Origin of the sequence: Nonomuraea phyllanthi (assembly GCF_006334985.2) — a bacterium.
Classification (GTDB): Bacteria; Actinomycetota; Actinomycetes; order Streptosporangiales; family Streptosporangiaceae; genus Nonomuraea; species Nonomuraea phyllanthi.
Genome location: NZ_VDLX02000019.1, coordinates 82,536 through 106,101, shown reverse-complemented (window position 1 = coordinate 106,101; position 23,566 = coordinate 82,536). Strand labels below are relative to the sequence as shown.

The window sequence follows — 23,566 nt, the reverse complement described above, 5'->3', positions numbered from 1 at the left end:
GCCGAAACCCCGGCTCGGGAACCCGTCGCCACGGCCTTCGAACGGCACAACGGGAGAGTCGTGCGACCCGCCCCGAAGTGGGACATCACCGTTGTGGCTCGCGCCTGAAGGTGACGTTCGCGCTGTAGCTGAACCCACCGCCTCGTACGGTGTTCGCGTAGACCGCGACATCGCTGACCGGCAGCTGGGCGTTGGTGGCGTTCACGCCGACCGCGGGACGGGTCGACCCGTCGACCAGCGTGATGTCGTTGCCCATGATGTCGACCGTTTCGTTCGGGTTCGGGCTGATCGACTTCACGTAGATGCCGCCCCAGCTCGACCTGATCGTGTTCTCCCGGATGACGACCCGGGAGGTGTTCATCGGTCCGATCGCGTCCCACTTCGCGTTCTCGATCAGGTTGCGTTCGATCCATATGTCGCTGTGCACCGCGTCGGGAGCGCCGGTGTGCGAGCCGATGATCTTGCCCCAGCCCGGATAGTCCTGCGACGCACCGCAGTAGCTGTCGATGACGCGGATGTCGGTGCTCGGCGTGTTGTCGGCAACCCCACCCCAGGTGGTGCCGGTGGTCGCCACGTCGAGTTGGACCGCCTCACCGTGCCACAGCCCGGCCGTCGGCGCCTCGACCCAGCCTTCGAACCGGCACTCGCTGACGGTCGCCGTACGGACGGCGTTCAACTCGACTCCGTGCCACCACTTGACGTTCCGTACGGTGACTCCGGACAGCTCGACGTGGTGCGTGTGCTCGAAGGTGATCGCGTTCATCGGCGGCGCGGCCGTTGCCCGCGCGCGGTCATCACCGGTCGCGTTCCGTACGAAGTGGGCCGTCGGGTCCCAGATGCCGCCCTCCAGCCGGATGTTGCCGGCTGCCTGGTGGCCGGTGCAGTCGTCGGGAACGTGGTTGATCAACAACGTCGCATCGCGGGTGTTCACCGCCCCGACGCTGATGAACGAGTCCGGGTAGGTCGGCTCCGGGGAGTGCTGGTTCTTGTCCTTGTAGTACGTCTGTGGCTGCACCGCTATGTCGGAGGTGAAGGTCGCGCCGTCCGCCCGCAGCGTGGTGTCGCCGCCGATCACCAGGGGCCGCTTCAGCACGTGGACGCCCGCCGGGGCGACCACGACACAACGCCCACCGCCGTCACGCTCTAAGCTCCGGTCGCCGAGAGCGGCGAGGTTGAGCTGCCGGCGCAGTCTGCGCAGGGCGTCGGACTCACCCGGGACCGGCGGATTCGGCCCGGGCCCGCTCGCCGCGGCCTGGGCCGCCGAGGTGCCGCCGGCTGTCAACACCGTTGCGCCGCCCAGTACACCGGCCGCGAGTGCGGCCCGTCGACTCACTGTCATGTCGTTTCCCCTTCTGAGGTGGAAAATGTTGGGGGTCAATTCCGCTTCAGCTGCTCCTGGAACTCGCGGCGAATCTGGTCGCCGCCCTGACTGCGCCAGGCCTCGCGATACTTCTCGATGTCGCTCAGCGGCCGGGAGCCGACCACGATCTGGTAGATGTAGGTGACGAAGAGCTGATCGAGCTGGGCGCCCCGCGCGGACAGAGTGTCCGACCGGAACCTTTCGACCGGGCTGGCGACCGACTGGCGGACCATCTGGGAGTTGGTCTCCACACATTCCTTGGCGGTCGGGAAGACCCAGGTCTGCGGTGTGAGTCCGTAGGCGATGGCTCCCCTGTCCGCGTCGAGGTTGGTGCCCTCGACCGCGACCGGCTCCCCATCGGCCCCACGGGTGAAGTACTCGCCGTCGGCTCCCCACCTCTGGTAGTACCACTCCTCGCTGCCCACGGGTCCGCGCCGCCAGTTGAACAGCCGGAGGAGCTCGGCCAGTCGATCCTTGTCCTTGGCGGCCTGGGCCGAGATCGCGTTGATGCCGAAGACCCCGGCCGTCTTCCGAAAGGTCGCCTTGCTCGACCCGTCATGACCTGGCGGAATGAACGCGGCGAAGGCGCCGTCCAGCTTGGCGACCACCTTGCCGTACTGGGAGGTCGGGAAATGGAAGTTCGCCGCCGAGTCCACCGCCATGCCTACCTGGCCCTGTACGACGAAGCCCCGGTAACGGTCGGTCTGGGTGCCCAGCGCCAGCGCGTCGGGATGCATCCCGCCGCTCTTCCACAGCTTGGCCAGCCAGGCGATCGCCGCCTCGAACTGCGGAGTCTCGGTGGCGTGGGTGAGCGTGCCGCCCTCGTACTTCCAGTTGTTGGGTACGCCGAACATGGCGTAGGCCAGTTCAAGGGCCATCCCTGGGAATGCCGTCAACCCCCAGGTCTTCTTGGACCCTTCCGGATTCCCCTTCGTCATCGCGACGAGGAGCTCAGCCGTCTCGTCCGCGTCTGCCGGCGGCTTGGGGAAGCCGAGCTTCTCCGCCCAGTCCTTCCGATACCGGTACTCGAGGTGCTCGACGGGTATGTCGATCGGGACGCCCCACAACCCGCCGTTGATGGTGCAGGCCTGCCACTGCTCGGTACGAACGTTGGCCAGGTTGGGGTACTCCATGACCTTGTCGCCGGACAGGATTTCGCTCAGATCGGCGAACGCGCCCTGCTTGATGGCCTTCAGACAGCCTGCGGAGAAGATCTCGCCGTACCGGCCGCCCGCCAGCTGGACGACCTCGGGAAGATCACCTCCGGCCAGCATGGTGGCGAACTTCGCGTCGTAGTTGCCGGCCGACACCTCCGTCACCTTGACCTCGACGCCGAGACGTTCGTTGAGTCCCTGCCACCATGGATTGTCGGCGAGCGGGGTCGCCGGTGGACCCCAGGTCAGGTGGAAATGCCGGACGACGCCGCCGCGGCCCGGCGTCTCGGTGACGGTCTTGGCCAGCTTCTTCGGCACCGAAGGATAGGCCGTCGGGACACCGAGCACATCTGGAACGACGGCCCCCGGATAGACCGGCGGTGCGACGTACGTCGGCGGCGGCACCGCGGCCTTCTTCGCACCGGACGATGGCGCGCCGCCGGATCCGCAGCCGGTCAGGGCCGCTCCGGCGACGGCTCCGAGCCCCAGGCCGAATGCGGCCCGCCGGCTCATCATGGGGATGCCGCCTCCGGCACGCGGATACTTGAATGAGGACATGCTGAACTCCCAACAGGTTGATCAGGGGGCGCGAACCGGTGAATGGTGGCGGCGACGCTACGGGTGGTCAGCCCTTGATGGCGCCGGTCAGCACGCCCTTGGTGAAGTACTTCTGCAGGAACGGGTAGACGATCAGGATCGGGACCGTGGCCATCACCACGACAGCCATCTGCACGGACTGGCTGGAGGGCAGGTTGTACATATCGGTGTTGTTCATCGAGCTCATCGCACTGCCCTGGAGGACGTACGAGTTCAGCACCAGCTGAATCGGCCACTTGGAAGAGTCGTTGAGATAGAGCATCGCGTTGAAGAACGAGTTCCAGTAGGACACCGCGTAGAAGAGGCCGATCACCGCCAGCACCGCCTTGGACAGTGGCAGCACGATCTTGATGAAGATGTGCAGTTCCCCTGCGCCGTCCATCCGCGCGGCCTCGAAGAGTTCCCGCGGCAACTGCATGAAGAAGTTCCGCATCACCACCACGTTGAAGGCCGACGCCAGCACGGGGATGATCAGCGACCAGTAGGAGTCGAGCAGTCCGAACGCCTTCACCACCAGGTAGTTCGGAATGATGCCGGCGCTGAAGAGCATCGTCAGCAGGACCAGGTAGAGGGCCAGCCGCATTCCCGGGACCTGCCGGGTCTTGGTGAGCGCGTAGGCGAGGGTCGCGGTGACGGCCAATGACAGCGCTGTCCCGACCAGGGTGACCAGAATCGAGACGATCAACGACCGCTGCACGATCCCGCCCTTGAAGATCGTGCTGTACGCCGAGAAGCTCCACTCGCTCGGGATCAGCCCGGCTGTCGTGGTGGCCTCCGGGCTGGCGAACGAGTTGAGGATCACGTACGCCAACGGGTAGATCATGATCAGCAGGATCAGGCCGATCACGACCCCCTTGGCCGTCGTCACAACAGGGTTCGGCGCTTCGACCCAGGCCGGCCGACGGGATGACATCATCAGAACAGTCCTTCACTGCCGGCGCGGCGCGCGATCCGGTTCGCGGCGACGATCATCAGGGTGCCGATGGCCCCCTTGAGCAGGCCGGCGGCCGCGCCGATACCCCAGTCACCGCCGAGCACGCCGCGGAAATAGACGAATGTGTCCAGCACCTGCGCCGCTTCGGCTCCGACGGAGGGCTGTTGCAACAGGATCTGCTCGAAACCGACGGACAGAACGTCGCCCAGTTTGAGGATGAGCAGCAGCACGATCACAGGCAGGATCCCCGGAAGGGTGATGTGCCAGATGCGTCGCAGGGAGCCCGCCCCGTCCACCGCAGCCGACTCATACAGCTCGGTGGGGATCGAGGAGATGGCGGCGAAGAAGATGATCGTTCCCCACCCCACGTCCTTCCAGATCACCTGTGAGGTCAGCAGGATCTTGAACGTCTCGGCGTTCGCCATCACGTTGACACCGCCGAGCCCTAACTGCTGGAACAGGTCGGCCAGGGCTCCCGCACCGCCTAGAACCTGTAGCCAGACGGCGATCACGATCACCCACGACAAGAAGTGCGGCAGGTACACGACGGTCTGCACCATGCGCTTCACCCGCTCGTTGAGCAGCGAGTTGAGCAGCAGTGCCAGCAGGATCGGAGCAGGAAACGCGAACGCGATCTGCAGGAACGAGATGATCAAAGTGTTGCGAACGGTACTGACGAACTCCGGATCGTCGAACAGCCTGGCGAAGTTGTCCAGTCCGGACCACGTCGAGCCGCTCAGCCCCAGGAACGGCGAGTAGTCCATGAAGGCGATCGAGATGCCGCCCAACGGAAGGTAGTGAAACGCCAGGAAGTAGAGCATTCCCGGCAACAGCAGGAAATAGATCACCTTGTGCTGTCGCAGTGCCTGCCCAAGTCGTCGCATCCGTCCGGAGGGCGGGGATGACCGCGGGTCCGAACGGATCGAGGTCGCCTCGCGGTGAGTGACGGCGGCCTCACGATCCATCGTGTCCCTCCTCTGAACGGACGTCACGGCATCATCCTCTGTCTCGACCATCACGAACTTCAACGTTACAGTTGGCACGTTAACACTGGCGGGACGAGCCGTAAATAACAGTTTCGGCAAGACGGAGGCGTACGTGAGAGGTCGAGCCGTGGTCGAGATCGTTCGGCAGAGCGGGGCTCAGGACGAGCGCGTGTTGCAGGAAGCACTGGACGAGGTGGCCGGATCCGCCGGTGGGCAGGTGATCGTCGGACCCGGGGAGTGGCAGCTCCGCGAGGCGCCGTTGCGGGTGCACGCCGGCACTCGTCTGACGCTCACGCCCGCGACGCGCATCGTGCGGACCGGACCGATCCAGACGATGTTGATCAACGGTCCGTACGGCGCAGGACGAACCGTCGGCGCCCATGACGGGCCCGGAAACATCATGGTCGAGGGCGGAATCTGGGATGTGAACGGCTTCGAGAATCCCCGGCCGTCCTTCGGCATGGTGTTCAACCATGCGAGGGATGTCCAGGTTCGTGATCTCGAAATTCGGAACATGCCCGAGTGGCACGCGATCGAGACGAACTCGACCTACAACGTGACGATCTCCGGATGCCGCTTCGTCGCCGGCATCGCTCGCGAACCGCACGCCTACCAGACGGAGGCGGTCAGCCTCGACCTGGCCGCACCGGGGCTGACGGCCTGGGGCGCCGAGGACGACACGCACGCCAGTCACGTCCGCGTGATCGACAACTTCTGCTCCGGCTACCCGACCTTCGTCGGCTGCCACACGGGGCATCCGAGTCTCCAGCACAGCTCGGTCGTGATCGCGAACAACACCGCCACCGACCTGTCGTGCTGGGCGGTCAACCTGACGAACACCAGCACCGTCTCGATCACCGCGAACGCCTTCTCCGGCACTGCCGCCGGGATCCGGATCAGGACCGGCGGCGACCGGCAGGTGACCGGCGTCGCGATCACCGGAAACGTGGTGAACTGCACCAGCGGACCCGCCGTCCACCTGGACGCCGCGGTCGGCGGGGAGATCGCGGCGACCGTCGTCAGCGGCAACTCATTCAGCTCGCCGACGCTGCCGATCATCGAGCGAAGTGGCACAATAGAAGCCGTGCTGGGACCCAACGCGGGACACTCGTACGCCGACGATGGCGAGCCGATGGCGAGCCGGGGCGTCTGATGCCGAGGATGTCCAGCGGTCCCACCCTCAAACAGCTGGCGACGATCATCGGCATCAGCCCGACCGCGGTCAGCATGGCCCTGAACGGTCGCCCGGGGGTGAGTGACGAGCTCCGCAAGCGCGTGCGGGCCATCGCCGAGGAGCAGGGCTACCGCCCCAACTTCGCCGCACGCGCGCTCCGGGTCGAGCGCTCCAACATGCTCGGGCTGATCAGCCGCAACCTGAGCAACCCCGGCTACCTGCGCCTGATCGACGGCTTCAGCGGTGCCGCCGAGGAGCAGGGCTACCAGGTCCTGGTCGGCACCTCGGATCTCGACCGGTCGCGCGAGACCAACATGATCAGGGCCATGACGAACCGGCAGCTCGACGGATTGGCGATCGCGCCGATCGACGGCGAGGCCGTGCTGGCGACCTGGCAGGGCGAATCCGAGCGCCCCCTGGTGCTGGTCAACTCGGCGCGCAGCGCGAGGTCATCCGGTGCGATGAGCATCCGCGGCAACGCGTCCCAAGCGGTCCGGCTGGCCGTTGACCATCTTCTCGAGCTCGGGCATCGCCGCATCGGCCTGCTCACCAACCCGGGGCTGTCGTCGGCGTCGGAACGGGTGGCCCTGTTCCGCCGGATGGTGAGGGCCGCGGGGCTTCCGTCCCGGGTCATCTCCGGCAGCACCGCCGACGAAACGGTCGAGCGCGTGGTTCGCGCACTCACCAGAGACGACCGTCCGACCGCCATCATCACCGACAGCGACCTGCTGGCCCACTACGTCTACGATGCCGCGATCGAGACCGGGCTCCGGATTCCCCACGACCTCAGCGTCGTCGGTCATGACGATCTTCCGACATCGCATCTGCTCGGCCCGCCACTGACGACGATCGCGCTCGACCGGTGCGAGATCGGACGGCAGGCGGCGACGATGCTGATCGGCGCCCTGAACGGGGAAGAGATCGACAGACCTCATCGGGAGCTTCCCGTCGAGCTCGAGGTCCGGAAGTCGACGGCCCCGCCGGCCGGGTGATCTCACCGGCTCGGTCCAGGGCCCTCCCGTAGGAGAAGGCGGACCATCAGCACGTCCGGCTTGCCCTCGCCGGACAGACACATCCCCACAGCACCAGCCAGTGTCGACCAACGTCACGCGACGGACGCAGGCTGTCCGAGTCACGCGCTGGCATGACAGGAGAAGCATCCCCGATGCGCATCGCCCACATCACCGACATACACCTCCGAAGCCATATTCCTGGGCACTCCGCACTGCCGGTCCGGCGGAGCCGTACGGCTCCCGAGCTGTTGGCAGCCGCGCTCGACGACGCCCGCCGTCGTGGCGCCGACCTCATCGTGATCACCGGTGACGTGGTGGACGTGCCGGGATACCTGTTCGATCCCGAGCGTGACGCGGCCCGCGACAGGCTGGTCTGGCAACGGGTACGAGAGGACTATCGCCTCGTGCGGCGGATGCTGGACGACTGCGGCATCGGGTGGATCGCCATACCCGGCAATCACGACAGCTACCGCGTCCACGCCGAGGAACTGGGATCCGGACCGTTCGTCCGTGACGTCGGGGGGCTACGCTTCGTCAGCTTCTGGGATCGCGAGTCGACCGGCAACGTGCCTCGCCGCACGCTGACCGAACGGGAGCGGTTCGACTCGTCGCTGCTCGACCCAGGCCCGCGTCCGCAGGTCCATCTCCAGCACTTCGTCATCACGCCACGTCTGGACGAGGGCTACCCGCACACCTACGCGGAAGGCGAGGAGCTCCAGCAGCGGACCAGCGACTCCGGCCGGGTCGTCCTGTCCCTGTCCGGGCACTATCATCCGGGGGCCGAGCCGACCACGATCGGATCGACCACGTTCAGCGTCACGCCGGCACTGGTCGAGCATCCCCACCCGTACCGGATCTTCGACATCGCGCTCGATGCCGGATCGATCGCCGCCGTCCGGCATACACAGGTCGATCTCGCAGGTGACGCACCCGCCCGGAAGGCGGTGTTCCTCGATCGGGACGGCTGCATCAACACGCTTGCGACCTACAGGCAGGGCCCGGAGGCGATGCACCTGCTGCCGGCCGCGGCACCCGCGCTCCGGCTTCTGCGCGACCGCGGCTACGCCCTGATCGTCGTGACGAACCAGTCCTGCGTCGGCCTCGGCTACGCGGAGCCGGGAACCCTCGACGAGGTGCATGACCGCATGTCCGAGCTGCTGGCCGACGAAGGCGTCACCGTCGATGCGATCTACAGCAGTCCGGTGGCCGGGAAACACGCGATCTCCGAACGCTACAACGTGGGTGACGCGCCGAAGCCCAGCCCGGCCATGATCAGACGCGCGGCCGCCGAGCTGAACCTCGACCTGTCCACGAGCTATCTGATCGGCGACCGGCCATCGGACATCGCGGCCGCGCAGGCCGCCGGCGTCCGGCCGATCCTGGTCCGCACCGGCGACGGGCGGGCCACGGAGCACGCCTGGGGCGACGCCCCTGCCTGCCCCGTCGTCGACGATCTCGTGGCCGCGGCAGTCGAGGTGGTCGGCGGCTGACTCGGCCGGTCAGGGGGACGGGCGGTACCACGTGTTCTCGAGCCAGAGCCGCACCAACGCCGACGCGACCTGGTCGGCCACCTGCACGGCGCCGGCGAAGGAGAAGTGGGTGTCGTCGGCGCAGCCATCGGGGTAGAGGGGATGGACGCCGGGCTCGAAGTGGGTGAACAGGGCTCGTGAGGCGTCCTCCCCCAGGCGGTTGTAGAGCGCCGCGGTGCTGTGGGTGAGGTCGATGCAGGGCAGTCCGCGCAGCTTGGCCAGTGTCCGGACGGCTTGCGGGTAGTCGCCGTGCGTCGATGCCGGCCGCCCGTCGACGAATCTCCTGCGGGCCACCGGGGTGCACAGCACTGGCCTGCCCCGGCGTTCGAGCACCTCATCACAGGCTCGTTCGAGGTTGGCGGTGTAGCCATCCCGGGCCGCCAGATGGGGATGTTTCTGATCGTTGTGCCCGAATTGCAGGAGGACGACGTCAGCCGGGCGCATCTCGGTCAGGAGCGCGTCCCACAGTCCTTCGGCGCGATGGCTCTCGGTGGTGGCGCCACCTCTGGCGGTGTTGAGCACGGCCACGGTAGGCGCCGGGAGCCCGCGTCCGGCCAGGGCGGCGCCCAACCGCGCGTTGAGCGGAGCGCCGAGGTGCGGGCCCCACCCGGACATCGGCGTCTCATGGGCCGGGCAAGCGGCCACCGTCGAGTCACCCGCAAGCAGAACGCGTGGGGCATCGTCAGATGTCGTCAAGGTCTCTCCTCAGGTGTGTCCGGCAGGGCGTTGGGTCTCCTACAAGGTGACGAATGACCTGGTCGGCGACCACAAGGCCGACCGGCCGCTGGACCTCTACCGTGCGGCTGTAGACGCAGCCGGCCGAGACGGACGGTGATCGGATGGCCGGCGGCCGGCGTCAGGGTCACCTCGTCGCCGTCCACCCGGACCTGCGGCACGAAGGGCTGCTCACCGGCCGCGGCGAGCAGGACCAGGCTGACGTACACGGCGGTGCCTCCCGGGTGGGCGGCGCTGATCAGGTACGGCGTGGCGGAGTGGCGCAGTGAGTGCGGGTCCAGCCCGTCCAACCGGCGAGGTGAGGGTCGGCAGGTGGGAGGGGTAGCGAAGATCGCATGAAACGGATACTACGGCGTTCACCTCTGGCTTCCCAGGGTTATTCGCTGTTTGTGGTAACCGTTTCAACGGTCCAGGTAGGGACGGACCGAGTCGCGCACGATGATGTGCGTGCCGAGCAGCACGTGCTGGGCGGTGCCCGGTTTCTCGCTCCCCAGAGCGAGGCGTACGGCGGTGCGGCCGAGCTCCTCGTGCGGCACGTGCACGGTGGTGAGGTCGATGTCCTCGGCCGGGGAGAGATCGTCGAAGCCGACCAGCGAGACGTCGTCGGGCACGCGGAGCCCGCGTTCACGCAGCGCGGCGCGGGCGCCGGCGGCGATCTGGTCGTTCGCCGCGAAGACGGCGGTGAAGTCGCGCGGCCCCGCGTCCAGCCGCTCGATCATCATGCGGTAGCCCGCGGACCGCTGCATCCTGCCCTGCACCTCCAGCCCCGGATCGTGCGGGACGCGGTGGTCGGCGAGCGCGCGCCGGTAGCCGGCGAGACGGCTGTCAGGCGTGCTGTAGCCGTCGTACCGGCCGAGGAACAGGATGCGCTTGTGCCCGGCCGAGAGCAGGTGACTCGTGATGGCGTGGGCGCCCCCGACGTTGTCGTACTCGACCACGACGGCCGGCACGTCGTCGCCGAGCGGCGGCCGGCCGCAGAGCACGAGCTGGGAGCCGGCCAGGGCGAGCGCGCGAGCGTAGTCGGCCATGCGTTCGCGGTAGGCGTCATCGGCGACGATGTTGCCGACCAGGATGACGGCTTCGGCGTGCTCCTCGCGCATGAGCTGGACCGTCGCCAGCTCATGCTCGGGGTCGCCGCCGGTGGTGCCGACGATGCACAGCCGGCCCTCGCGGACGGCCTGGTCCTGCACGCCCTGGGCGACGTGGGCGTAGTGCGGGGAGACGACGGAGTTGACGACGATCGCCACGCTCTTGGGCCGCACGCCGGCCAGCCCTCGGGCGTGGGCGTTGGCCACGTAGTCGAGCTCCCGCACCGCCTTCATGACCTTGGTGCGGGTGGCGGGGGCGCTGGGGTAGGTGCCGGACAGGATGCGCGAGACGGTGGCGACCGAGACGCCGGCGTGCCTGGCCACGTCGCGGATCGTCGAGGGGCGCGGCTGCCCGTCGTCAGGTCTGGCCTGGCGAGGCATGCTACCTCCTGCGTCCCGTAAAGCCGATGTAACCGCTTGAACGGGATGATGGCCGACGCCTCTGTGCGCGTCAAATCCGGGTGGCCGCCCTCATTGAGCGGCGGCGTGCTCCTTCGCGAGCTCCTCGGCGACCTGATCGCCACCCGCGTTCCGCCACTGCGTCACGATGTCCTTCCACGCCGACGGCGGCTTGCGGCCGAAGACGACCGCCGCGATGCCGTCCCCCGCGATCCGGCCTATCTGGGCCCCCTTGCTGACCGCGGTGGCCGAGCGCAGCCCGTTGGCCGGGTCGGCGATGCTCTTGGGCAGGGTCGCCTTCTGCCAGTCATAGACGGCTCGGGCCGTCTCCGGGTGGCCGGGCAGGTAGATGACCGACGGCGCGGTGCCGATGTAGCGGAAGGGCAGGGTGCTGTTGTTCTCGGTCTGGAACAGCTCGAGGGTCTTGATGCCGCCGTCCTCCTTGGTGAAGTGCACGCCCTCGACGCCGTAGTTGGCCAGTTCGTACTCCTTGGTACCGAACGGGGCGCTGAGGTAGTCGCTGATGCGCAGCAGCATCTTGATCCGCTCGGGGGCCGCCTTCTTGAAGGTGACGTAGCCGAACATGCCGGGGCCCTGCCACGGCGTGGGGGACGGCCCGTACGGGTAGCCCATGCCCAGCTCGAACCTGCCGTTGATCTTGGTGAGGGTGGCCAGCGACATGGAGCCGAAGCCGTCCTGCATGGAGGCGACTGTGCCGTTGTGGAAGTGGGTCTGCATGTCGGTGGAGCTGACGGTGAGGCTGTCGGGGTAGACCGTCTTGGCCTCGACGAGCTTGCGCATGACCTCCAGTGCCTGCTCGAACTGGGGTGTGCCCAGGGTGGTGGTGAACTGGCCGCCCGACAGTGACCAGGTGTTGGGGGCGCCGAGCGAGCCGGCGTGGTAGGTGATCGAGCCGAGCCCGCCGAACAGGGTCTTGAACCAGCCGAGCCCCCACTTGCGGTCGCCGCTGAGCTCCTTCATCGCCTCCAGGTACTGCTCGGTGGTCCAGGTCTCGGGGATGTCCGCCTCGTTCATGGCGGTGCGATTGACGAAGAGGCTGTTGGCCGGGGTGGGCCGCTCCAGCGGGATGCCGTAGATCTTGCCGTTGATGCGGCCCATGCCCTTCCACGCGTAGGTCGGGATGTTGGCCAGGTTCGGGTACTGCTTGACGGCGTCGCCCCCGACGAACTCCGACAGATCGGCGCAGCTCGCCTGGATGAACTCCAGCGAGTGCGGCAGCGCGAGGTTGGTGAACATGATGATGTCCGGCAGGTCACTGCCCGAGGCCATCAGCGTGGTCATCTTCTGGCCGTACTCGGGGTCGGGCACGACCGTGACCTGCAGGTCGACGTTGAGCGCCTTGTTGACGGCCTGCCAGTACCTGTTCTGCGTGACGGGCGTGGGCGGCGGGCCGTAGGTCACCACGAGCGCGGTCACCTTGGAGCCGTCGCCCACGGTGTCGTTGACCGACTGGACGAGGGTCTCGGGGTACTTCAGGTAGAGGTTCTGCACGCCGGTGTCGTCGCCGGCGGCGTCCGGCTTGGGACCGGCGAACGGAACGTACGCCGGCCACGGCACGAGCTGCTTGCCGGCGTTGGAGACGCCGCCTCCCGACGAGCTGCCGCCACCTCCGCAGGCGGTGAGCACCGAGGCGGCGGCGACGCCGAGGGCGCCCCTGAACAGGGCACGGCGATCCATGGTGTTGTCCATGACGAGGTTCCTTTTGACGGGGGTGGTTCAGGCCTTGAGTGCGCCGGTCAGCACGCCCTTGGCGAAATAGCGCTGCAGGAAGGGGTAGACGACCACGATCGGGAGCGTGGCGAGGATGACCACGGCCATCTGCACGGACTGCGGCGAGGTGGCGGCCAGCTCGCCGGATGCCTCCGAGAGGGACGCGCCGCCGGTGACGTACTGCCGGAGCACGGTGCCGATCGGCCACATGGTCTGGTCGTTGAAGTAGATGATCGCCTCGAAGAACCGATTCCAGTACGCGACGGCATAGAACAGGCCGATCACCGCGATCACCGCCTTGGACAGCGGCAGCACGACCTTGCGCAGCACCGTCAGCTCGCCGGCGCCGTCCATGCGGGCGGCCTCGATCAGCTCCTTCGGGATCGACTGGAAGAAGCCCCGCATCACGACGAGGTTGAACACGTTGATCAGGAACGGCAGGATCAGCGCCGCGTAGTTGTCGACCAGGCCCGCGCTGTGCACCACCAGGAAGAGCGGCACCATGCCGGGCGGGAACAAGAAGGTGAACAGCACCAGCAGCAGCATCGGCTTGCCGCCGTAGACGTCGGGCCTGCTCAGCGTGTACGCCAGGGCGATCGTGCAGACGAGGCTGAGCGCGGTGCCGACCAGGGTGACCCCGCCGCTGACGACCAGGGCGCGGGTGATGATGCCGCCTTCGAGGATGTCGGCGTAGGCATCGAACGACAACAGCCTCGGCCAGACGACCCAGCCGCCGTTGGAGATGACCTCCTGCGGGCCGGCCAGGCTGGTCGCCAGCACCGTCCACAGCGGGAAGAGCACCAGGATCACGACCACGGTGAGCGCGATCGCCTTGGCGGCCCGGACGGCCGGACCCGGCCGTCCCATCCATGCGGGTGCGCTGCTGCTCATGACTTGTAGACCCCCTGCTCGCCGAGGCGGTGCGCGACCTTGTTGGCGGTGTAGATGAGGACGATGCCGATCACGCCCTTGAACAGCCCCACGGCGGCGGCGTAACCGAAGTCTCCGCCGGCGAAGCCGGTGAAATAGACGAACGTCTCCAGCACCTCGCCGGTCTCCGGGCCGACCGACTGGCGCTGCAGGAAGAACTGCTCGAACCCGATCGACAGGAACTCCCCCAGCCGCAGCACCAGCAGCAGCACGATCACGGGCCGGATCGCGGGCAGCGTCACGTGCCAGAGCCGGCGGCCCCAGCTCGCCCCGTCGATCGCGGCGGCCTCGTACTGCTGCTCGTCCACCTGTGACAGCGCGGCGAGGAAGATGATCGTGGCCCAGCCGCATTCCTTCCAGATGAGCTGCGCGACCACCAGCGGCCCGTACACGTCGGGATTGCCGATGATCGCCAGCGGGCTCGCGCCGAGGTCGGACAGCCAGCCGTTCACCACGCCCGCGCCGCCCAGCATCTGCTGGAACAGCGCCAGCACGATCACCCACGACAGGAAGTGCGGCAGGTAGACCACGCTCTGCACGAACTTCCTGACCGTGTCGCCCACGATGCTGTGCAGCAGCAGCGCCAGCGCCAGCGGGGCCGGGAAGAAGAAGACGAGCTGCAACAGCGCGATGACGAGGGTGTTCGTCACCGCGTTCCAGAACTCCGGATCGGTCAGCATGCGCTCGAAGTGCGCCAGGCCCACCCACTCGCTGCCTGAGATCCCGAGGAACGGAACGTAGTTCATGAACGCCAGTACGTTCCCGAACAGCGCCCCGTAGTGGAAGAACAGGAAGTACGCCAGGCCGGGGAGCGCGAGCAGCCACAGCACCCGGCTGGCGCGGAATCGCTCCCTAACCCGGTTCGGTGGTCGAGGCGCGTCCGGCGTCCCGACGGAACCACCGGTCCCGGCGTCCGGGGTGGCGCGGGCGCGCGTCATGATCACGTTCTGGGCCCTCTCTCGCGGCGCCGACGAAGGTCGCCGTAACACGGCGTTCACGAAAGATAAAACGCTTACACACCAGCGTCAAGGGCTCCGCACGGCGAAACCCCCTGTTGGACAGGGCGTCATGAACCTGCTCTTCATTTCGGTGGCCTAAAGTGATGTCATTGGTAGAAACCGTTTACGTCTCTTGGCTCGCACGCCTCCCCCTCCAACGAAGGAGACCACTCCGTGCCACGGCGACCCATCGCGGTCTTCGCAATCGCGCCCTGGGCCTTCACCGGCGTCTTCCCGCCCGACGTCCTCCTCCGCCTGCACCGGGTGGTGGACGCCGACAGCAGGATGACGCTCACCTCCTTCGACGCCTCCTTCGACGGCTCCGACGCGGCCACGGCCCTGGGCCGGGCGGAGATCCTGATCACCGGGTGGGGCTGCCCGCGCATCGACGCCTCCGTACTGGCCACCGCGCCCGGCCTGCGGGCGGTCGTGCACGCCGCCGGCACGGTCAAGAGCATCGTCGATCCGGTCGTCTTCGAGCGGGGGATCGTCGTATCGTCGGCGGCGCAAGCCAACGCCGTGCCCGTCGCCGACTACACCGTCGCCGCGCTCGTGCTCGGCGCCAAGCGGGCCTTCAGCCGGGCACGCCACTACGCCGACGGCCGCGACCCGGCCATGTGGCGGCCGGGCCCGGACACGGGGCTGCACGACTGCACCGTCGGGGTCATCGGCGCATCCCGCGTCGGCCGCCTCGTCCTGCACCGCCTGCGGGCCTTCGACGTACGCGTCCTGCTGTACGACCCCACGCTCACCCCCGGCGAGGCGGCACTGCTGGGGGCCGAACTCGTGGACGTCGACGAGCTGTGCCGGCGCAGCGACCTGGTCACCGTCCACGCGCCCGCGCTCACGGAGACCCATCACCTGCTCGACCGGCGCCGCCTCGGTCTCCTGCCCGACCGGACCCTGCTGATCAACACCGCCCGCGGCTCCCTGGTCGACACCGAGGCGCTCACCGAGGAATGCGTCTCCGGGCGCATCTCGGCCGTCCTCGACGTCACCGACCCCGAACCGCTGCCGCCCGGACACCCGCTCCTCGGCCTGCCCAACGTGCTCATCACCCCGCACCTCGCCGGGGCTCAGGGACGCGAGCTGCGCGAGCTCGGCGAGTTCGCGGTCACCGAGATCGAGCGCTTCGTGGCCGGGCACCCACTGCGCGGCCAGGTGCTGTTCGAGCAGCTCCCTTACACCGCCTAGTGTCCTGAGCCGCCGGGCCGGCCAAGGCCCTCCATCAGGTCATGGTCGAGTGACCTGACGGCCGGGAAGACCGCCGCCCCGCTCTTCGGATCAAGCATCCGGCCCCGCCTTCGCCACCTGTTCACGGCGAGGCGGGGCCGTGCTCTTGCCGCAACGCCTTCAAGAAGGCGGCGTTGGCCGTGGTTGACCGACCCGCGACGGCGGCGCCTGGCACGCCGTCGTCGCCGCCTGCGACGACCTCCCCCAGCGGCGGACGCGGGCACCGCAGGCCGCGCCCGCTTCCCGGGCCTGCCGTACCCGAGGCCGCCGTCATGCGTCCTCCGGTGACGATGGCCCGCCGATGCGGTTCCAGCTCGGACGGCGGCACCGGGGGCAGCGAGGACTTATGGCGCTGCTCGGCTCAGGGCCTGCTGCGGCCTTTGGACTCTGAGGCCGTCCATGAGGAGGTTCAGGAGTCGCGCGGCCTGGGCGTGCTGCTCAGGCCTGCCGGCGACGGTGAAGATGCCGATGAGGCCGGCGGCGATGTCCTCGGCGCTGACGTCGTCACGCAGGTCGCCGGCGGCGCTGCCGGCGTCGAGGATGGCGGTGATCGCCGCGAGGAGCTCCTCGCGGGTCTCGGTGTGAGGGATCTTGCCCGCGTCGATCATGGCGACTCCACGATCGAGACCATGCGGACCGTGCGCTTCCATGAGTACGGCGAGCCCGCTGCCGTCCTGCGCCTGGAGACCGCGCCCGTGCCGGCACCGGGGCCCGGCCGTATCCGCGTCACCGTCCATGCCTGCGGGCTGGCACCGGCCGACTGGGCATTGTGCCGGGGCCTCTTCCCGGGGAAGCTGCCCCGGGGCATCGGGTGCGACGTCTCGGGCACGGTCGAGGCCGTCGGCGAGGGCGTCACGGACGTCGAGCCGGGTGACCTCGTGTTCGGCACCGCCGACTACGCCAACCAGTCCAGCGCCGGTGCGGCCGACCGCGCCATCATGGACCACTGGTTCGCCGTCCCCGAAGGCCTGGACCTCACGCAGGCCGCCGCGCTCCCCATGGCGCTGAGCACCGCCTCCTGGCATCTCGCGCGGCTTGGCCTGTCCGCGAACCGCACGATCCTCGTCAACGGCGCCGGAACCACCATCGGCTACGCGGCCGTGCAGATCGCCCTCATCCGCGGAGCGCGGGTGATCGCCACCGCCGGCGACACCTACGCCGGGCAGTTGCGCGCCCTCGGAGCCACGGTGATCGGCTACGGTGACGGCCTGGCCAACCGGGTCAAGGCCATCAGCGCCACCCCGGTCGACATGGTCTTCGACACCGCACCACCCAGCGGCGCGCTGCCCGGGCTCGTCCAGATCGCCGGCGGCGACCCCATGCGCGTCCTGACCTGCTCCGACCCCACCGCAGCACCAGGGCTCGGCGTGCGCGACAGCTTCCGCGAGGACCCCGCGATGCGGACCGACGAGGAGCGCTTCGGCGCCTTCCCCGAGTTCGCGCAGCTGGCCGCCGACGGCAGGTTCACGGTACCGATCGCCCGGGCCTTCCCCCTCGACGCATGGGAGAGGGCGCTCGAGATCAGCCGGAGCGGCCACGCGCACGGCAAGCTCCTGCTCCTCACCGGCCGCCCGGCGTGAACCGGGTGCCGGTGCCCGCGGGGTAGAACCTGCCGGCGACCGTCCGGGCCCAGCCACAGATCAGCGATCTCTCGGTCACAGATCAGGCGAAAGCGGGACGAGCCTGAGCGACGACGCTGTAATGACCTCGTGAGAACGCTTTGGCTTGCGGCGGCCCTCATCTGCGTGGGCCTGGGCCCGCTGGGCACCGTCATCCTCACCAGCCTGGGATACCTCGACCGCTCATCGGGCCCCCTGATCATGGTGCCGAGTTTGATAATCGGCTCCGTCCTTGCCCTCCACGCCACGTCCTATGAGGGCAAGCGAAGAAAGCAGGCGCTCTCGGACGCCAAGGAGGACCCGAAGGAGGTGCTTCGTCGCAGAGTCGAGCGCGTGAACGAGGCCGTGGCCACCGCCGCATCCGAGATGCAGGGTCTTCAACGCGACCTTGAGGCACAGCAGGCCGCCGGCGCGGCACTGCTCGCCCAGGCCGAGGAACAGCAGCGTCTCCTGGAGATCAACCAGGACCAGGCGGAGAAGATACGGCACATCCTCGTCAGCGAGACGAAGGCCACCATTCGTGCGGAGCGGCGTCAGCAGTGGATGTTCTTCGCGCTGGGCGCGGCCGTGTCCATTCCCATCGGCATCGTGATCAACTTGCTCGTGCCCTGATCACGAGACCTGATCCGGCAAGCCGTCCTTCCGTACTCCACCAGCCACGGCATGCTCGGAGAGCTCCGAAGTGCCGCTCAGGATTCGCCTTCGTCCTTTTTCCGCACGCTGAAGGCGGAGCCGAAGGCCACACCCAGGGCGACGCCCAGCGCGATGCCGATGGCGAGGTCGTCCAAGGCGATCCCGAGGACGGCGCCGAAGACAAGACCGAGACTGATCCCGAAGCTGAGCCCAGCGCCCGGAGGCATCTTCTTGCTCGGCATGACTTCTCTCCCGGGGACGTGAGGGGAAGGGCTGACGATCCGGCAACCCGGCACGGACATGCACACCATGTTCCTCGTCCAACGTAGAGCCTGATGGCCAAGGCCCGGAAGCAGCAATGCGACGTACAGCTCGAACGGCCGAAACGAGCCCGGACGCCGGCTCTCCGCGCGCTGTGGGTGCCCGGCGTTCCGGGCCGGCGCGCATGGTCCAGTGATCATGATGAAATGGCGATCTCCGGGCGTGGAGACGCCTCGCCGTAGGAAGAGGAGTGATCGGGCATGTCGAACGTGGTCCCCATCGAGCTGCCGGACGGTGAGGTCATTCTCGCCCGGGTCCGCGTCGAAGGCCCGTCCGATGTCGGCGTGACCCGGGTCCTGCGGAAGCTGCCGGCCGACGACCTCAAGAAGGTCGTCGCCGGTGTCGCCGGAACGGTCGCCGACGCGGTCGAGTCGGTACGGCCCGACCAGGTCAGCGTGGAGTTCGGTATCGAGATCGCGCTCAAGAGCGGCAAGGTCGCGAGCGTGCTGGCGGAGGCCGGCGGCAAGGCGAGCCTCAAGCTCACGTTGACCTGGGACACGGCGCCCGGCAAGCAGGTGCGCGGTGCGGCGGGCAGTGACGGCGAGGACGACGACAGCGACGGGGGCGAGGGAGAGGGCGAGGTCACGGGTGAGCCTGACGCGTAGCATCGACCAGCTGCTGAAGCCTCGCCTGGTGCTCGTCAACTCCGCAGTCGGGGGCACCGGCTTCCTCGTCGCGCCGGGCACCGTCCTCACGTGCGCGCATGTCGTCGAAGAGCCGATCGGAGAGGTCGTCGAAGTGCGGCACCTGGGTGTCGCGCTGGACGCCGAGGTGGAATCCCGGTTCCCGGCGGCGGGCGGCGAGGACGCCTTCTACCCCTATCCCGACCTGTGCCTGCTGCGGATCGGCGGCTACGAGGAGCATCCGTGCGTGGTGCTGGACGAGCGGATTCCCGCCATCGATCAGCGGCTGTACACGCGTGGTTACACGACGACCTTGTCACCGATGCCGTCGGAGGAGCCGAGCACGTTCACGTACGAAGGGCTGCACGATGTCGCGGGCGGGCAGCTGCTGAAGCTGACGTCGGGCGACGCGGTCGCGGGCATGAGCGGCTCGCCGCTGCTCGACCTGGCCGGCGGCGTCGTCGCCGGGGTCGTCAAGACGAGCCGGGGCGAGCGGGGCGGAGGATGGGGCATCCCCGTGAGGGCGGCCTTCGCCGTGATGCCGGGCCTCAAGGAGGCCAACGCCCGGCACGGTGACAGCGATCCGCAGTGGCGCGACATCCTCCGGTCGGCGGGCCAGGCCCATGACAGCGGGGTCATCGTCGACATCGACGCGATCAGGGAGCGCACGCCTTCACGCCGCCCGGCCGGCGTCCTGTTCACCGTGACCAACGCCGGCGGCGCGCTCGTCAAGCTGGTTTCCATGGGCCTGGAGGTGATCTCGTGCCGCAGGATCGTCGCGCCGCACCATGACCTGCCGGAAGGGCTGCCCGAGCAGTTCTCCCTCTCGGTCGAGATCGATCCGTCGCCGGGCGTGTACGAGTTGCTCGACCACGCGCACATGCTGCAGCCCCAGGAGACCGAGGGCTACAGCCTCCAGATCCATGCGGCGGAGGGGTGGATCTATCAGCTGTCCCTGCATGTACGGTGGCGCGAACCGGGCGGCTCGCATCTGGAGGTCTGGCGGAGCCGGCCCTTCGAGCTCGCGTTCACGATCACCGACCCGGGCGAGCTGCTCCGCGCCGCCAGGGAGGCGGACCAGGGGGGGACGCGATGACGTTCGACGAGGCGGCCCCGGCCCGTTGCCCGGGATGCGGGGACGTGCTGCCGCTGTCGGGCCGCGTCTTCTTCGACACCTCCGACTCGAGCGGGGAGACCCGAAGGCTCCTCGAAGACCCGGACCTGCCCCGGAGGCCGGTGGCGTGCGGTTGCGGGGCCAGGAGATGGCTGCCCCTGATCTGCCGTGACGCGGCCACGGAAGCCCTCTTCTTCGTGGCCGACGAAGACCGCGCCACGTTGATGGACGAATACGACGAAACGCTGGTGAACTGCCTGGACGCCATGCCGCCGGAGGCGCGTGACCTGGCCCGGCACGGCCCGTACTTCGTGGTCGCGGGCGTGCCCGCCCTGAGGGAGCTGATCGCGCTCGGCGGACGGATACTCGCCTCCCTTCGCGGTCACCTGATGGCGGAGGTTCCGAGCGGCCATCTCGCCGTGATGAACCTGCTGCAGGTCGCCGCGGCGTACGCGCGGGAGGACCGGCCCGGCGAGGCGTTCGACGTCCTGCGACGAGCGCCGCTCGCGGAGGTGCGCAGCCCCGACTACTGGGTCGCCTACGGCAAGCACGCCGTGGCGGCGGGCTCGCTCGACGAGGCGGAGGCCGCTTTCGCGCGGGCGGCGGCGACCTCGCGGCAGCTCTCCCACCTTCCGCTGAACCCGCTGGACGCCGACGAGAGCCTCGCCGACGTTCCCGGAGTCCGGTTGCCGCGACTCGCCGAGGCCGCCACGGAACGCCGGCAACTGCTGATGTTCGGGCCCGAGCCGGCCGATGAGGCGGCCGCCGAGAGAACGGGGTACGGCATCGGTGCGCTCCAGGCCGCGCTGATCGACCTGCCGGGCTCGGACGTCAAGGGGCTCGAATCCCTGCACCGCTCCAGCCTGGGCATCTTCCTGAACTGGATCGACGGCTCGCAGGCGCGCACGGCGAACGCCGCCGCGCTCAGGCGGATGTGCGCCCTCGGCAAGGAGCGGGCCCGCGGCGACTTCGGCGCCGAACAGGACCCGGAGCGGCTGCTGCGCATAGGCGAGGTCCTCGCCGACGCCGACGAGCCCGACCTCGCCCTGTCCACGCTGCGACGTGCCGAACGCACCGGCCCGCCGGAGGTGGGGTTCGCGGCTGCCCGCCGGATCGGCGCGATGCTGTTGGCGTCCGACGCCGAGGAGGCGGAGAAGTGGTTCAGGAAGGCGCTGGACTCCCGCCGATCCGACACCCGGGCCCTGGCGCACCTCGGGCTCGCGCTCGTGGCCCAGCACAGGGACATGCCGGAGCTCTACCACGACGAGCTCCTGCTCAGCGCGAGGGCCGGCGGCGACCAGGGGTCCCCCGAAGCCCTCTACCTCCTGGCGCTCCGCGAAGCCGAGCTCGGTAGGCAGGAGACCCAGATGGCCTACCTGACCCAGCTCGCGCGGGGGAACCACGGCACGGTGACCGAGGCCGCGGGAGTGGTGCTCGCCGATCTCCATCTCCGCCGGGGCGAGCCGGCCCAGGCGTATGAATTCGCCATGCTCGGTTACCACTCCCTCGAGGTGGGCATCGTCATGGCCTCGATGTTCATCCGGGGAATGGTTCTCGCGGCGTCCGGAAGGATCCACGAGGCACGACAGCTCCTCGGCGCCGTCGCGGAGGTGCCCGGCGTCTACTCCGAGACGGCTCAGCAATGGCTCGCCGACCATCCCGAACCATGACCGTGCTTCGCCCGCCGGGGCACCGACGCCGCCCTGATCGCGTTCCGGAGTCCGCCTGACCGGGGGCCGAGACGGTGGCGGGGCCGGTCAGTTCACCAGCACGATCTTCCCGCGGGCGTGGCGGCTCTCGCTCAACTCGTGCGCTGCCGCCGCCTCGGTGAGCGGGAACGCCGCCGCGACCGGCACCCGCAGTCGGCCCTGTCCGGCGAGCTCGACCGCGATGCCGAGTCCGTGCACCGCCGGCGGATCGGCGGCGCCGATGCCCGCCGCCGCATCGTCGACCTGCGCACCGTGTGACATGTGCACGCCGAGGGTCGCCGCGGTGAGGTCGGGGGCGATGGTCACCACGCGCGCCGGGTCCCCGGCGACGGCGATCAGGTCGGGCAGCGCCCCTCCGGCGCAGTCGAACACCGCGTCCACCCCGCCCGGCGCCAGCGCGCGGACCCGTTCGACCAGCCCCGGCCCGTACGTCGTCGGCTCCGCGCCGAGCGAGCGCAGGAAGTCGTGGTTGTGCTCCCTGGCCGTGCCGATGACGGCGGCGCCACGGGCGACCGCGAACTGCACGGCGATCGTGCCCACCCCGCCGGCCGCGCCCTGCACCAGCACGGTGTGCCCGGCGCCGACCGCGAGCCGGTCGAGCACCCGGGTGGCCGTCTCGACGCTGCCCGCGGCGCCACCGGCCTCCTCCCAGCTCCACGCGGCCGGTTTCGGCGCCCAGGCCACCAGGACCGCGTGATCGGCGTTGGCGCCGCGCGCGGCCGCCGCGGTCATGCCGAAGACCTCGTCGCCGGCCCCGACGCCCGTGACGCCGTCGCCGACCTCGTCCACCACGCCCGCGGCGTCGAACCCGGTCCGGTACGGGAACGTCACCGGCACCACGTCACGCAGTCCGCCTGAGCGGATGTGCGCCTCTCCCGCCGACAGCCCGGACGCCCGTACGGCGATGCGGACCGTTCCCGGCCCGGCGTGCGGCTCCTCGGCCTCGGTGACGTGCACCACGCCGGCCGGGCCGTACTCGGAAAACTGAACTGCTCTCATGCGCGGTAACGTAACGGAACACCCCGTCCGGTTGAGTCGAAGTGAGAGCGGTGACGGCCGAAGTGAGTCAGAAGCTGCGCTCGGACGCCCGCGACAACCGCGCGCGCATCCTCGCGGTCGCCCGCGCGGCCTTCGCCGCCGAGGGCCTCGGTGTGCCGATCCGTGAGATCGCCCGGCGCGCGCAGGTGGGCGCGGCCACCGTCTACCGGCACTTCCCGACCAAGGAGGCGCTGCTCACCGAGGTCTTCGCCGACCCTACGGCCCTGTGCTCGGCGGTGGTCGAGGAAGGGCTGGCGCAGGCCGACCCGTGGCGCGGGTTCTGCCTGGTGATCGAGAAGCTGGTGGAGGCGCACGCCATCGACCGGGGTCTGTCCGGCGCGTTCACCTCGCGGCTGCCCTACTTCACCGCGGACCGCGACCGTGCGATCCGGCTGCTGCTCCAGCTCGTCCGGCGCGCGAAGGAGGCGGGCGACCTGCGGGCGGACTTCGTCCTGGAGGATTTCATCCTGACGATGATGGCGAACGACGGCATCCGCGCCGAGTCGCCCGAGCTGCGCGTGGCCGCGTCCCGCCGGTTCGCGGCGCTGATGATCCAGTCGTTCCGTGCCGGTCCCCACCCCGCGCCGCTTCCGCCGGCGGTCCGGCTGCTGCCCGTCGTCCAGTAGCGCCTCGGTGGCGCTCTCCCGG

At 69.0% G+C, this 23,566-nt stretch carries 22 protein-coding genes; 10 read left to right on the top strand and 12 right to left on the bottom strand.

What is annotated here, in order from left to right; genetic code table 11:
* Window positions 1-85: 85 nt before the first annotated feature.
* From FH608_RS38960 to FH608_RS38945, 4 genes are all read right to left on the bottom strand, one after another.
* Window positions 86-1,339 (bottom strand): glycoside hydrolase family protein, encoded by a 1,254-nt coding sequence (locus FH608_RS38960; protein ID WP_193318870.1) that lies wholly within the window; start codon window positions 1,337-1,339, stop codon window positions 86-88.
* A 35-nt stretch (window positions 1,340-1,374) separates the two neighbouring features.
* Entirely contained in the window at window positions 1,375-3,072 is a 1,698-nt protein-coding gene (locus FH608_RS38955; RefSeq protein WP_139635420.1) for an extracellular solute-binding protein, read from the bottom strand.
* 67 nt (window positions 3,073-3,139) lie between these two features.
* Window positions 3,140-4,027, bottom strand: coding sequence for a carbohydrate ABC transporter permease (locus tag FH608_RS38950; RefSeq protein ID WP_226900285.1), 888 nt, complete (start codon window positions 4,025-4,027; stop codon window positions 3,140-3,142).
* Entirely contained in the window at window positions 4,027-5,010 is a 984-nt protein-coding gene (locus tag FH608_RS38945; RefSeq protein WP_139635419.1) for an ABC transporter permease, read from the bottom strand. Before FH608_RS38945 ends, FH608_RS38950 begins: the two co-directional genes overlap by 1 nt.
* Before the next feature lie 148 nt (window positions 5,011-5,158).
* On the opposite strand from FH608_RS38945, the gene FH608_RS38940 reads away from it, so the two are divergent.
* From FH608_RS38940 to FH608_RS38930, 3 genes are all read left to right on the top strand, one after another.
* Window positions 5,159-6,184, top strand: coding sequence for a right-handed parallel beta-helix repeat-containing protein (locus FH608_RS38940; protein WP_139635418.1), 1,026 nt, complete (start codon window positions 5,159-5,161; stop codon window positions 6,182-6,184).
* Window positions 6,184-7,197: a LacI family DNA-binding transcriptional regulator gene (locus FH608_RS38935; RefSeq protein WP_139635416.1), complete on the top strand. Its 1,014-nt coding sequence runs from the start codon at window positions 6,184-6,186 to the stop codon at window positions 7,195-7,197. The genes FH608_RS38940 and FH608_RS38935 overlap by 1 nt, the downstream gene beginning before the upstream one ends.
* Window positions 7,198-7,370: 173 nt before the next feature.
* Window positions 7,371-8,708, top strand: a complete 1,338-nt coding sequence (locus FH608_RS38930) for an HAD-IIIA family hydrolase (protein ID WP_193318868.1) — start codon at window positions 7,371-7,373, stop codon at window positions 8,706-8,708.
* 9 nt (window positions 8,709-8,717) lie between these two features.
* Here the strand turns inward: FH608_RS38930 and FH608_RS38925 are convergent, their stop codons facing one another.
* From FH608_RS38925 to FH608_RS38905, 5 genes are all read right to left on the bottom strand, one after another.
* A complete protein-coding gene (locus FH608_RS38925; RefSeq protein WP_394367728.1) occupies window positions 8,718-9,443 on the bottom strand; it encodes a rhamnogalacturonan acetylesterase in 726 nt (241 codons plus the stop codon).
* Window positions 9,444-9,883: 440 nt separating this feature from the next.
* On the bottom strand, window positions 9,884-10,951 hold the full coding sequence (locus FH608_RS38920) for a LacI family DNA-binding transcriptional regulator (RefSeq protein WP_139635413.1): 1,068 nt from the start codon (window positions 10,949-10,951) through the stop codon (window positions 9,884-9,886).
* Window positions 10,952-11,041: 90 nt separating this feature from the next.
* Window positions 11,042-12,679, bottom strand: a complete 1,638-nt coding sequence (locus tag FH608_RS38915; RefSeq protein WP_139635412.1) for an extracellular solute-binding protein — start codon at window positions 12,677-12,679, stop codon at window positions 11,042-11,044.
* A 27-nt stretch (window positions 12,680-12,706) separates the two neighbouring features.
* Window positions 12,707-13,591 (bottom strand): carbohydrate ABC transporter permease, encoded by an 885-nt coding sequence (locus FH608_RS38910; protein ID WP_139635411.1) that lies wholly within the window; start codon window positions 13,589-13,591, stop codon window positions 12,707-12,709.
* Window positions 13,588-14,568, bottom strand: coding sequence for an ABC transporter permease (locus tag FH608_RS38905; RefSeq protein ID WP_139635410.1), 981 nt, complete (start codon window positions 14,566-14,568; stop codon window positions 13,588-13,590). The genes FH608_RS38910 and FH608_RS38905 overlap by 4 nt, the downstream gene beginning before the upstream one ends.
* Window positions 14,569-14,802: 234 nt before the next feature.
* Between FH608_RS38905 and FH608_RS38900 the strand changes: the two genes are divergently transcribed.
* On the top strand, window positions 14,803-15,822 hold the full coding sequence (locus FH608_RS38900) for a hydroxyacid dehydrogenase (RefSeq protein ID WP_226900284.1): 1,020 nt from the start codon (window positions 14,803-14,805) through the stop codon (window positions 15,820-15,822).
* A gap of 383 nt (window positions 15,823-16,205) precedes the next feature.
* Here FH608_RS38900 and FH608_RS38895 read toward each other — a convergent pair whose 3' ends face one another.
* Window positions 16,206-16,469, bottom strand: a complete 264-nt coding sequence (locus FH608_RS38895; protein WP_226900283.1) for an SbtR family transcriptional regulator — start codon at window positions 16,467-16,469, stop codon at window positions 16,206-16,208.
* Window positions 16,470-16,490: 21 nt separating this feature from the next.
* On the opposite strand from FH608_RS38895, the gene FH608_RS38890 reads away from it, so the two are divergent.
* On the top strand, window positions 16,491-17,441 hold the full coding sequence (locus FH608_RS38890) for an NADP-dependent oxidoreductase (RefSeq protein ID WP_139635409.1): 951 nt from the start codon (window positions 16,491-16,493) through the stop codon (window positions 17,439-17,441).
* Window positions 17,442-17,570: 129 nt separating this feature from the next.
* Complete coding sequence (locus tag FH608_RS38885) at window positions 17,571-18,092, top strand: hypothetical protein (RefSeq protein WP_139635408.1); 522 nt, start codon at window positions 17,571-17,573, stop codon at window positions 18,090-18,092.
* A 77-nt stretch (window positions 18,093-18,169) separates the two neighbouring features.
* On the opposite strand, the gene FH608_RS38880 is transcribed toward FH608_RS38885, so the two are convergent.
* A complete protein-coding gene (locus tag FH608_RS38880) occupies window positions 18,170-18,355 on the bottom strand; it encodes a hypothetical protein (RefSeq protein ID WP_226900282.1) in 186 nt (61 codons plus the stop codon).
* A 279-nt stretch (window positions 18,356-18,634) separates the two neighbouring features.
* On the opposite strand from FH608_RS38880, the gene FH608_RS38875 reads away from it, so the two are divergent.
* Genes FH608_RS38875 through FH608_RS38865 form a run of 3 tightly spaced genes read left to right on the top strand, consistent with a single transcriptional unit; the run spans window position 18,635 to window position 21,841 of the window.
* Complete coding sequence (locus FH608_RS38875) at window positions 18,635-19,039, top strand: CU044_2847 family protein (protein WP_139635407.1); 405 nt, start codon at window positions 18,635-18,637, stop codon at window positions 19,037-19,039.
* Window positions 19,023-20,153 carry a S1 family peptidase gene (locus FH608_RS38870; RefSeq protein WP_193318867.1) on the top strand — a complete coding sequence of 377 codons (1,131 nt, stop codon included), beginning with the start codon at window positions 19,023-19,025 and terminating at the stop codon, window positions 20,151-20,153. Before FH608_RS38875 ends, FH608_RS38870 begins: the two co-directional genes overlap by 17 nt.
* A complete protein-coding gene (locus FH608_RS38865) occupies window positions 20,150-21,841 on the top strand; it encodes a tetratricopeptide repeat protein (RefSeq protein WP_139635405.1) in 1,692 nt (563 codons plus the stop codon). Before FH608_RS38870 ends, FH608_RS38865 begins: the two co-directional genes overlap by 4 nt.
* An 87-nt stretch (window positions 21,842-21,928) precedes the next feature.
* Here the strand turns inward: FH608_RS38865 and FH608_RS38860 are convergent, their stop codons facing one another.
* Complete coding sequence (locus FH608_RS38860) at window positions 21,929-22,879, bottom strand: NADP-dependent oxidoreductase (RefSeq protein ID WP_139635404.1); 951 nt, start codon at window positions 22,877-22,879, stop codon at window positions 21,929-21,931.
* A 50-nt stretch (window positions 22,880-22,929) separates the two neighbouring features.
* On the opposite strand from FH608_RS38860, the gene FH608_RS38855 reads away from it, so the two are divergent.
* On the top strand, window positions 22,930-23,544 hold the full coding sequence (locus FH608_RS38855; RefSeq protein WP_139635403.1) for a TetR/AcrR family transcriptional regulator: 615 nt from the start codon (window positions 22,930-22,932) through the stop codon (window positions 23,542-23,544).
* Window positions 23,545-23,566 lie beyond the last annotated feature (22 nt).